Source organism: Pedobacter sp. (genome assembly GCF_035566355.1).
In the GTDB taxonomy this organism is placed as follows: Bacteria; Bacteroidota; Bacteroidia; order Sphingobacteriales; family Sphingobacteriaceae; genus Pedobacter.
The window spans coordinates 1-10,491 of record NZ_DATMRL010000041.1 but is presented as its reverse complement, the minus strand read 5'-3'; the positions used below and the strand labels follow the sequence as shown (position 1 = coordinate 10,491).

The 10,491-nt window shown below is 42.5% G+C and carries 9 protein-coding genes and 1 pseudogene; 8 read left to right on the top strand and 2 right to left on the bottom strand.

The window, feature by feature from the left end:
• The coding region (locus tag VNZ46_RS01425; protein WP_325558287.1) for an NAD(P)H-quinone oxidoreductase at nucleotides 1-915 on the bottom strand (915 nt) is incomplete at its 3' end.
• Between the two features lie 157 nt (nucleotides 916-1,072).
• Here VNZ46_RS01425 and VNZ46_RS01420 point away from each other — a divergent pair.
• Complete coding sequence (locus tag VNZ46_RS01420; protein ID WP_325558286.1) at nucleotides 1,073-1,465, top strand: VOC family protein; 393 nt, start codon at nucleotides 1,073-1,075, stop codon at nucleotides 1,463-1,465.
• A gap of 296 nt (nucleotides 1,466-1,761) precedes the next feature.
• Here the strand turns inward: VNZ46_RS01420 and VNZ46_RS01415 are convergent, their stop codons facing one another.
• Nucleotides 1,762-2,664 (bottom strand): SDR family oxidoreductase, encoded by a 903-nt coding sequence (locus VNZ46_RS01415; RefSeq protein ID WP_325558285.1) that lies wholly within the window; start codon nucleotides 2,662-2,664, stop codon nucleotides 1,762-1,764.
• A 171-nt stretch (nucleotides 2,665-2,835) separates the two neighbouring features.
• On the opposite strand from VNZ46_RS01415, the gene atpD reads away from it, so the two are divergent.
• The 7 genes and pseudogenes from atpD to VNZ46_RS01380 all read left to right on the top strand — a co-directional run.
• On the top strand, nucleotides 2,836-4,341 hold the full coding sequence (atpD, locus tag VNZ46_RS01410) for a F0F1 ATP synthase subunit beta (RefSeq protein ID WP_325558284.1): 1,506 nt from the start codon (nucleotides 2,836-2,838) through the stop codon (nucleotides 4,339-4,341).
• Between the two features lie 23 nt (nucleotides 4,342-4,364).
• Nucleotides 4,365-4,610, top strand: a complete 246-nt coding sequence (gene atpC / locus VNZ46_RS01405) for an ATP synthase F1 subunit epsilon (protein WP_133780101.1) — start codon at nucleotides 4,365-4,367, stop codon at nucleotides 4,608-4,610.
• A 521-nt stretch (nucleotides 4,611-5,131) separates the two neighbouring features.
• Nucleotides 5,132-6,022 (top strand): branched-chain amino acid transaminase, encoded by an 891-nt coding sequence (locus VNZ46_RS01400; protein WP_325558283.1) that lies wholly within the window; start codon nucleotides 5,132-5,134, stop codon nucleotides 6,020-6,022.
• 20 nt (nucleotides 6,023-6,042) lie between these two features.
• Nucleotides 6,043-7,740 carry a dihydroxy-acid dehydratase gene (gene ilvD / locus VNZ46_RS01395; RefSeq protein ID WP_325558282.1) on the top strand — a complete coding sequence of 566 codons (1,698 nt, stop codon included), beginning with the start codon at nucleotides 6,043-6,045 and terminating at the stop codon, nucleotides 7,738-7,740.
• Nucleotides 7,741-7,770: 30 nt separating this feature from the next.
• Entirely contained in the window at nucleotides 7,771-9,510 is a 1,740-nt protein-coding gene (ilvB, locus tag VNZ46_RS01390; protein ID WP_325558281.1) for a biosynthetic-type acetolactate synthase large subunit, read from the top strand.
• Nucleotides 9,511-9,520: 10 nt separating this feature from the next.
• The gene (gene ilvN / locus VNZ46_RS01385) at nucleotides 9,521-10,138 is read left to right on the top strand and encodes an acetolactate synthase small subunit (RefSeq protein WP_325558280.1); all 618 of its coding nucleotides are present in this window, start codon (nucleotides 9,521-9,523) and stop codon (nucleotides 10,136-10,138) included.
• Nucleotides 10,139-10,191: 53 nt separating this feature from the next.
• Nucleotides 10,192-10,491, top strand: a pseudogene (locus VNZ46_RS01380) (ketol-acid reductoisomerase); the annotation flags it as partial.

The window sequence follows — 10,491 nt, the reverse complement described above, 5'->3', positions numbered from 1 at the left end:
CCGCTGTATTGGAAATACTTTATAAATAACAGGTTTAATCTTGCCCTGCTCCAATAATGGCCAGACATTTTTCTCCAGTGAACTTGCGATCGCTGATTTGAAACCGGCGTCGCGCGCACGCAGCATAGAACCCGTAATATTTAAACGTTTTGCCATCACCATGCCCAGATCTATCTGCACATCCTTTCCCCTCATCGCATTGATCAGTACCAAACGTCCGTCCAGGGCAAGCGTCTTCAAATTATCAAAAGTATAATCCCCCCCAATCATATCCAAAATAACATCTACCCCCTTTCCAAAGGTTAAATCTTTCAAAACCTCTGCAAACTTCTCCATTCTATAATTAATGGCTTTATCAGCACCCAATTGTTCACAAAACCTACATTTATCATCGGAACCCGCTGTTACATAAACCTTGCTTCCTAAAGCCTTTGCAATTTGTATGGCAGCTACCCCTATACCGCTGCTCCCCCCATGTACCAATAAACTTTCTCCTGCTTGCAACCTCGCCCGGTCAAAAACATTACTCCAAACCGTAAAGAAGGTTTCGGGCAGGGAAGCGGCCTCAATAAAAGACAAAGAAGCAGGCAAAGGCAAGCATGAACCCTCAGGAGCAGTACAATACGCTGCATAGCCACCACCCTTCACCAGGGCGCAAACCTGATCTCCAACTTTCCATCTGGTAACAGAATCTCCCACCAGTTCAACAATACCAGCGACCTCAAGGCCAGGAATATCCTGCGGAGCATCAGCCGGAGGAGGATAAACGCCTTTGCGCTGCGCTACATCCGGCCTGTTTACGCCAGCCGCCTTCACTTGGATCAGCACCTCAGTTGCAGAAGGTACAGGTTTTGGTCTTTCTACCATCTGAAGAACTTCGGGTTGACCTGCTTTAGTAATTACAATTGCTTTCATAAATTTCCTGACTCTTTTCAAACTACAAATCATTGGAAGCAATATTCATACCTTGTCGCAAAAAGCCTCATAATTGTCTCATTTACTGTCGTTTTTTATTTATCAGATGTTGTAAATTAGCCATATGCATCTACTCTATTACTTCATACCAAGCACTATGAAAAAGAACCTCTTTAAAAACACTGCCGCTTTCAGCAGTTTTTCAGTCAATGACCTGCAAAAAGCAAAAAACTTTTATAACGACATCCTCGGACTAGACGTGGAAGAATCCAACGGACTACTCACACTACACCTAAAAGACAGCCCTCCGGTTATGATCTATCCTAAACCAAATCATCAGCCAGCAACTTTTACTGTACTAAATTTCAACGTAAACAATGTAGAGTCCGCCGTTAAAGACCTGAACGAGCTCGGTATTCAATTTGAGATCTACAATGAAGAACACTTAAAAACAGATGAAAGAGGCATTCTCGATGGAAACCCAAAAATTGCCTGGTTTAAAGACCCCGCAGGAAATATCCTGTCTATCTTAGAAAAGATGAAACCTTAAAATAAAAAAGCGAGCCACCTCACGTTCCGAAGTGACCCGCCAAATTAACGCTCTCGAATCTTTGACTCAACGCATACCAAAAGGTTTAAAAGAAAAACAAAATTAGTTTCCATTATCCGATCGATGTTAAGAACTTTCTTTGCACCCTACCCGGATCACCGCCCTCCTCTGCAATTTGCGAAGGAAAATTCTCGTACGCTGCGGAAAGACCTCAGAGATCTGTCCGCTCCTTCAGCGGACCTGATATCGTTAGTCTTGAAGCAGCTGTACAGAATTTTCCAACAAAATTCACCTCCCTACAAACCCAATTGCCGATTCAACACCGCCAATCCCTCTTCAAAACTATGCGGCTTATAACCCAAATCCCTTATCGTTTTATCCAATATAAATCCAGTTCTCCCAGGACGTTTAGCCTTCTGGTTCAAACTCGCCCCACTCACCTCCTTAACCAAACTCTTATCCAATCCCCAAAAATCTGCAACCTTATAAACCAGCTCCACAATGCTCATCATATCTTTTCCACTCGCATTATAAATTCCCTGTGCCTGCTTCTCTACCGCCAGCAAACAGCAATCCGCCAAATCTTCAGCCAAAGTTGGCATCCGCCATTGGTCGTTCACTGCATGAATTGGCTCCCCTTTCTCTAATGCCCCCTTTGCCCAAAGCACAATATTACTCCGGCTCATGTCCTGCACAATACCATAAACAATAATGGTTCGCAAAATCGCCCAAGTACAAGTTGCCTCTTGCACAACTTCCTCTGCTCTAAGTTTCGTCAGACCGTAATAGCTTACCGGATTAGGAACGGCCTGTTCATCATAAGGACCATCCAAACCATCAAAAACAAAATCGGTAGATACATGCACCAGTTGAATACCGAATTCCTCACAAATCCCAACCAGCGTTTTTACTGCAGTAACGTTCAATGCATCCGCCAGTTCCCGCTCCGTTTCGCAAGTATCCACATTGGTTAATGCCGCTGTATGAATGATCGCATCAGGCCGAAATTTTTCCACAACCAACCTTACCTGCTCCGGGTTCAGGATGTCCATCTCGGCATAAGTATATCCCTCAGACGACGGAAAGCGATTGGCCCCTTTCGCCGTAGCAATTAAATTAAATTGTTTAAAATGCAGATTTCTTTCTGTAATCTTCTGACCCAAAAGGCCATTGCTACCGGTAACAAGTATCGTTTTCATGAATATAGAACAGGTTTTTATGGAGTCTAAAGTATCAATAAATAAACTGTTGAAAAACTTTTTATTTATATATAAAATTTAAGTTGAAAACTCTTAACTTTGCGAACCAAATTACGGGCTTTAAAACAGCCTTTAACAAATTGATATTTATAATTTTACCCAAAACAATATATGCCTAACATTGGAAAGATAGCGCAGATTATAGGACCGGTAGTTGACGTAAGTTTTGCTGACGATGCTCAGTTACCTAAAATTTTCTCGGCCCTAGAGATTCAAAAAGAAAACGGACAGAAGATCGTTTTAGAAGTTCAACAGCACCTTGGTGAAGACCGTGTACGTGCAATCGCAATGGATTCAACCGATGGTTTAGTTCGCGGTATGAAAGTAGTGGACACTGGTGCACCGATCAAAATGCCAACAGGAGAACAAATCAAAGGTCGCTTATTCAATGTTGTTGGTGAAGCTATTGACGGTATCAACACCATTGATAATTCCAATGGTAAAGCGATCCACAACGCCCCTCCTAGATTTGATGAATTATCTACTGAAACAGAAGTTCTTTTTACCGGTATTAAAGTTATCGATTTATTAGAGCCTTATGCAAAAGGTGGTAAGATCGGTTTGTTTGGTGGTGCGGGTGTAGGTAAAACAGTATTGATCATGGAGCTGGTAAACAACATTGCCAAAGCACACTCAGGTCTTTCTGTATTCGCTGGTGTAGGTGAGCGTACACGTGAAGGTAATGACCTTTTACGTGAGTTTATCGAATCTGGTGTAATCAACTACGGTGAGGACTTCCTTCATTCTATGGAAAAAGGTGGATGGGACTTGTCTAAAGTTGATACTGAAAAATTAAAAGAATCTAAAGCTACTTTAGTATTCGGTCAAATGAACGAGCCTCCTGGTGCACGTGCACGTGTTGCCTTATCAGGACTAACAGTAGCAGAATACTTCCGTGACGGTGATGGTGAAGGTGCTGGTAAAGATATCCTTTTCTTCGTTGACAACATTTTCCGTTTTACCCAGGCAGGTTCTGAGGTATCGGCACTTTTAGGTCGTATGCCTTCTGCGGTAGGTTACCAACCTACGTTAGCAACTGAGATGGGTCTGATGCAAGAGCGTATCACTTCAACAAAACGTGGTTCAATTACATCTGTACAGGCAGTTTATGTACCTGCGGATGATTTAACTGACCCGGCTCCGGCAACAACATTTGCCCACTTGGATGCAACTACAGTACTTTCACGTAAAATCTCTGAGCTTGGTATCTACCCTGCGGTAGATCCACTGGATTCTACTTCACGTATCTTGTCTCCAGCTGTATTGGGTGATGAGCATTACAACACTGCTCAACGTGTTAAAGAAATCCTGCAACGCTATAAAGAACTACAAGATATCATCGCCATCCTTGGTATGGACGAATTATCTGAGGAGGATAAATTAACTGTTCACCGCGCGCGTCGTGTTCAACGTTTCTTATCTCAGCCATTCCACGTTGCAGAGCAGTTCACCGGATTAAAAGGTGTATTGGTTGACATCAAAGATACCATCAAAGCATTCAACATGATTATGGATGGTGAAGTTGATGAATATCCTGAGGCTGCATTTAACTTGGTAGGTAGCATTGAAGATGCTATTGAAAAAGGTAAAAAACTATTAGCTGAAGCAAACGCTTAATTGTAGCGTATATTATTATATATATGACATTAGAAATTTTAACACCAGACAAAAAAATCTACGAAGGAGAAGTAACAGCAGTTACTGTACCTGGTACCATGGGTTCTTTTCAGATCCTGAAAGACCATGCGCCAATTATCTCTACTTTGGAAGATGGTCCAGTAACTATAAAAAGCAACAAAGCCGAAGATGAAATCTTTGTAATTAAAGGTGGAGTTGTGGAGGTTTTAAAAAACAAGATTATTGTTTTAGCCGAAGGTGTTGCTTAATCTCTAATAAAGAATGTAAAAGCCCCCTGATCGAAAAGATCAGGGGGCTTTTTTTATTTGCTTTTTTTGGTCAGTTTCATCAAGTTTTTTCATGACTTTCATCATTTTACGCAGAATTTTCAGAAAAGTGGTATGCTAGCATAATATCTATACCGAATACCGAAATCATATTTGGTATAGCAGCTACCATCATTAGTGTCAAAATCAAGCTTTACACAGAATTAAATAAAAGCAAATAGGCTAAATAACAGAATAATATTTTTTTTCAATTATTTTACTGTAGCTATTGATAGAATCTGAACCAAAAACTAAATTGGTTTTATAGAAATTAGTTAGAACAAAATACAAAATGAACAGCTCAAATACAACATTTAACAATGTCATTATTAACCTGAACCTCCTGCTGATTATCCAGGAGAGCAAGGCGCTGTAAATGAGTTTTTAATAAAGAACCAAAGCGCCCCCAAAAGAGGCGCTTTTTTAATGAAAGCAACAAAACAAAAACAACCTATATCTACCCAATGCAATACTTCAATTCAAACACAGTACTTTATTTAAACGGCGACCTTGTCAAAGCATCGGAAGCCGGAACTGATCTTTATAGCCAGTCTCTGCACTATGGCTATGCTGTATTTGAAGGAATAAGGGCTTACAGTACCCATAACGGAGTCCGGGTTTTTAAAGCCAGGTCTCATTTTGAACGTCTTAAACGTTCCTGTGAACTGGTTCACATCCCCTTTCCCTGGGACATCAATGATCTGATCCGACAAACCTATAAAGTATTGGAATTGAACAACCTGAAAGATGCGTATATACGCCCATTGGTTTATTGCGGGCCAAATATGTCACTTTCAACTCCTGCAGAAGTTAACATTATGATCTGCGCCTGGGAATGGGAGGCTTACCTGGGGAACAAACAGTTAAAGGTAGGCATCTCGAGCTATCAGCGTCCAAACCCCAAATCCATGCCAATGGAGGCTAAAGTGAGCGCGCATTATGTAAACTCCATTTTGGCTACTACAGAAGCAAAAAGTAAAGGTTTTGATGAAGCCATTTTACTGGACATGAACAACCATATAGCAGAAGCCCCAGGGGCCAACATCTTTGTTGAAAAAAACGGAAAATTATATACCCCTCCTGCCGGTCATATTTTGCCGGGCATCACCCGTGCTACAGTCATACAACTGTGCAGAAGACTGGATATAGAGTGTATAGAAAGGGTGCTCACTGTAGAAGATTTGAAAAACGCAGACAGCGCATTCTTCTGTGGAACCGCAGTAGAAATTGCCGGAATCAAGTCTGTAGATGAAACCGTTTTCCCGCTTAAATGGCAGGACAGCATTGGAGCAACCCTTCAGCGCACTTATAAGTGCCTTGTATTAGAAAAACAGAACTACGAAGTAATCATATAAAACATAGCTATAGACCGAATATGTCACAAACTCCTGAAATTAACCGATATAGTAAAACATTTACACAAGATCCGACACAACCAGCTGCACAAGCCATGTTGTACGGAATTGGATTGACCAAAGAAGACATGGACAAAGCCCAGGTTGGCATCGCCAGCATGGGATACGATGGAAACACCTGCAACATGCACTTAAATGATCTTGCAAAAATTGTAAAAGACGGGGTCTGGAAAAATGACATGGTCGGTTTAACTTTCGGTACCATTGGTGTAAGTGACGGAATGTCTAACGGAACAGATGGGATGCGTTATTCCCTGGTATCCAGAGATGTGATTGCAGATTCGATTGAAACCATTTGTGGTGGGCAATACTACGACGGCTTGATTACCATTCCTGGTTGTGATAAAAATATGCCCGGCTCTATTATGGCTATGGGTCGCTTAAACCGTCCATCCATTATGGTGTATGGTGGAAGTATACACTCCGGAAAATATAAAGGCGCTTCATTAAATATTGTATCTGCTTTTGAAGCTTTAGGGCAAAAACTGGCAGGTAATTTAGAAGAAGAAGATTTCCAGGGTGTCATTAAAAACGCTTGCCCTGGTGCAGGTGCTTGTGGTGGTATGTATACTGCAAATACCATGGCTTCGGCCATTGAGGCATTGGGTATGAGTTTACCATATAGTTCTTCCTATCCCGCTACAAGCGATGAGAAAAAGAACGAATGTCTGGAAGCCGGAAAATACATCCGCATCCTTTTAGAAAGAAACATTCTCCCCTCCGACATCATGACCGACAAAGCATTTCACAATGCAATGGTAACCGTTATGGTATTGGGCGGCTCTACCAACGCGGTATTGCACTTAATTGCCATAGCGAAGTCTGTTGGTTTAAGCTTAACATTAGATGATTTCCAAAAAGTTAGTGACAGTACCCCGGTATTGGGCGACTTAAAACCAAGTGGAACCTATTTAATGGAAGACCTCCATGAAATTGGTGGTGTACCAGCCGTATTGAAGTACTTGTTAAAAGTAGGATTGATCCATGGCGACTGCTTAACGGTTACGGGTAAAACGATAGCAGAAAATGTTGCTGATGCTCCTGACCTGGATTTTGATACTCAAAAGATCATCTTCCCGATAGAAAACCCGATTAAAGAAACCGGTCACCTGCAAATGTTGTATGGCAACCTGGCTACTAAAGGTTCTGTAGCTAAAATCAGTGGTAAAGAAGGAGAGAAATTTACGGGTCCGGCACGTGTTTTTGACGGAGAAAAAGCGCTTATGGCAGGCATCCAAAGTGGAAGGTTAAAAAGTGGAGATGTTGTGGTCATCAGACAGGTTGGTCCTAAAGGTGCACCTGGCATGCCTGAAATGCTGAAACCTACTTCATTGATTATTGGCGCAGGCTTAGGCAAATCGGTGGCATTGATTACAGATGGTCGTTTCTCTGGTGGTACCCACGGTTTTGTAGTTGGACACATTACCCCTGAAGCATGGGATGGTGGAAACATTGCCCTGGTTCATGACGATGACATCATTACCATTGATGCGGTAAACAACACGATAAATGTTCACCTGACAGATGAGCAACTGGCTACACGCCGCTCGGTCTGGACGCAATTACCTCCACCCGTCACCAAAGGTGTACTCTATAAATACATCAAACAAGTAAGTGACGCCAGCGAAGGTTGCGTAACCGACGCTTATACCGATTAAACATTGACAACCCACCCTAAAAACAATAAAATGACTACAGCACAAGCGGAAGCATCCACCCTAACCGAACCAAAAACAACCACAACGGTTACTGGTTCTGTAGCTTTACTAGAGGGCTTAATCGCTGAAGGTACCGATACCATTTTTGGATATCCTGGTGGTGCCATCATGCCCATCTATGATGCACTTTATGATTACAAAGAAAAATTAAACCATATCCTGGTGAGACACGAGCAGGGCGGCATCCATGCCGGACAAGGCTATGCCCGTTCATCAGGGAAAGTAGGTGTCGTATTTGCTACAAGCGGCCCGGGTGCAACCAACCTGGTTACAGGCCTGGCCGATGCACAGATTGACAGTACTCCCCTGGTGTGTATCACGGGACAAGTATTTGCACATTTGCTTGGAACCGATGCCTTCCAGGAAACTGACGTGATCAACATCACTACACCAGTAACCAAATGGAACTACCAGGTAACCGATGCCACTGAAATCCCTGCTGTACTGGCCAAAGCTTTTTATATTGCCAGAAGCGGCAGACCTGGCCCTGTATTAATCGACATTACGAAGAATGCGCAATTGCAGTTGTTTGAGTATGAAGGTTATGTACCTTGTGAGCACATCCGCAGTTACCGTCCAAAACCAATCATCAGGAAAGAATATATTGAACAAGCGGCTGCACTGATCAACACCGCAAAAAAACCATTTATCTTGTTTGGCCAGGGAGTTTTATTGGGTGAAGCAGAAAAAGAATTCAAAGCTTTTGTAGAAAAAAGCGGAATTCCTGCAGCCTGGACTATTTTGGGCGCTGGTGCAATTCCAACAGATCACCCTTTAAACGTAGGTATGCTGGGCATGCACGGTAATTACGGTCCTAACGTACAAACCAATGCCTGCGATGTACTGATCGCTATAGGAATGCGCTTTGATGACAGGGTAACCGGCCGTCTGGATAAATATGCCAAACAAGCCAAAGTGATCCACCTGGACATAGACCCGGCGGAGATAGACAAAAACGTAAAGGCTGACGTGCCAGTTTGGGGAGACTGCAAGGAAACCCTGCCTCTGTTAACCGCTTTAGTAGAAGAAAGAACCTATCCGGAATGGCTTGGCGAATTCAGGGCCTTCGATAAAGAAGAACATGATACTGTCATTCAGAAGGAACTGAACCCCGGAACCGGTGAAATGACCATGGGAGAAGTAGTGAACAAATTAAATGACTTAACCCATGGCGATGCCATCATTGTAACCGACGTTGGTCAGCACCAGATGGTGGCCTGCCGTTATGCCAAGTTCAACAACACCCGCAGTAATGTAACCAGTGGTGGCCTTGGTACGATGGGCTTTGGACTTCCTGCAGCCATTGGTGCCAAATTTGGCGCACAAGACAAAACCGTTGTGGCCATTATCGGAGATGGTGGCTTCCAGATGACCCTGCAGGAGCTGGGCACCATTATGCAAACTGGTATTGACGTAAAAATCATGATCCTGAACAACAGGTTCCTGGGCATGGTACGCCAGTGGCAGCAATTGTTTCATGAGAAACGTTATTCTTTTGTAGACATCACCAGCCCTGATTTTGTGAAACTTGCTGAATCTTATTATATCGCAGGTAAAAAGATCTCCGAAAGAGAGGAACTCGTTTCAGCCCTGGAAGAAATGCTGAACCACAAAGGTTCTTACCTCTTAGAGGTTATGGTAGCTAAAGAACATAACGTGTTCCCAATGGTACCACAAGGTAGTAGTGTAAGTGAAATCAGACTTAAATAATTGTAAGACCATGAGCAGTTCCAACGAATTAGAATTAAACGGAAAACAGGAATTTACAATTACTGTATACACCGAAAACAGAATCGGCATACTCAACCGTATTGCCATTATCTTCTCCAGAAGAAAAATCAATATTGAAAGCCTGAACACCTCTCCTTCTGAGATTGAGCATATACACCGTTTCAACATCCTGATCCACGAGACAGAAGAAGTGGTGCGCAAGCTGGCCCGCCAGATTGAGAAACAGGTAGAAGTCTTAAAAGTATATTACAATACCAACGAAGACATCATCTGGCAGGAAATGGCCCTTTATAAAGTACCTACAGATACCATTGCAGAGAAAGTTTCTGTAGAACGCTTACTGCGTGAATTTGGTGCCCGCGCCGTAGTGATCCGTAAAGACTATACCGTATTTGAAGCCACCGGACACCGCGAAGAAACCGACAAACTGATTGAAGTACTGCAACCTTACGGCCTGATTGAGTTTGTAAGAAGTGCAAGGGTGGCCATTATTAAAGACAGCGATGGCTTTAACCGCAAACTGAGAGAGTTTGAGCGCAAAGATCCGGGAGAAGAAGTGATTGAAAACGAATTTCTCGACAAAGAGAAAAACGTATTCAGCATGTAATTAATAGTAGAACAGATAAAAATTAGAACCTTAAAATAAAACCAATAAAAACGATGTCAAATTATTTTAACACATTACCTCTTAGAGAAAAATTAAACCAATTAGGTGTTTGCGATTTCATGGACAGTTCAGAATTTCTGGACGGCGTAAATGCATTAAAAGGAAAAAAACTCGTAATTGTAGGTTGCGGCGCACAAGGCCTTAACCAGGGTTTAAATTTAAGAGATAGTGGATTGGACGTTTCTTATGCACTGCGTAAAGAAGCTATTGAAGGCAAAAGAGATTCCTGGAAAAATGCAACAGAAAACAACTTCACTGTAGGTACTTATGAAGAGCTGATCCCTACTGCAGAT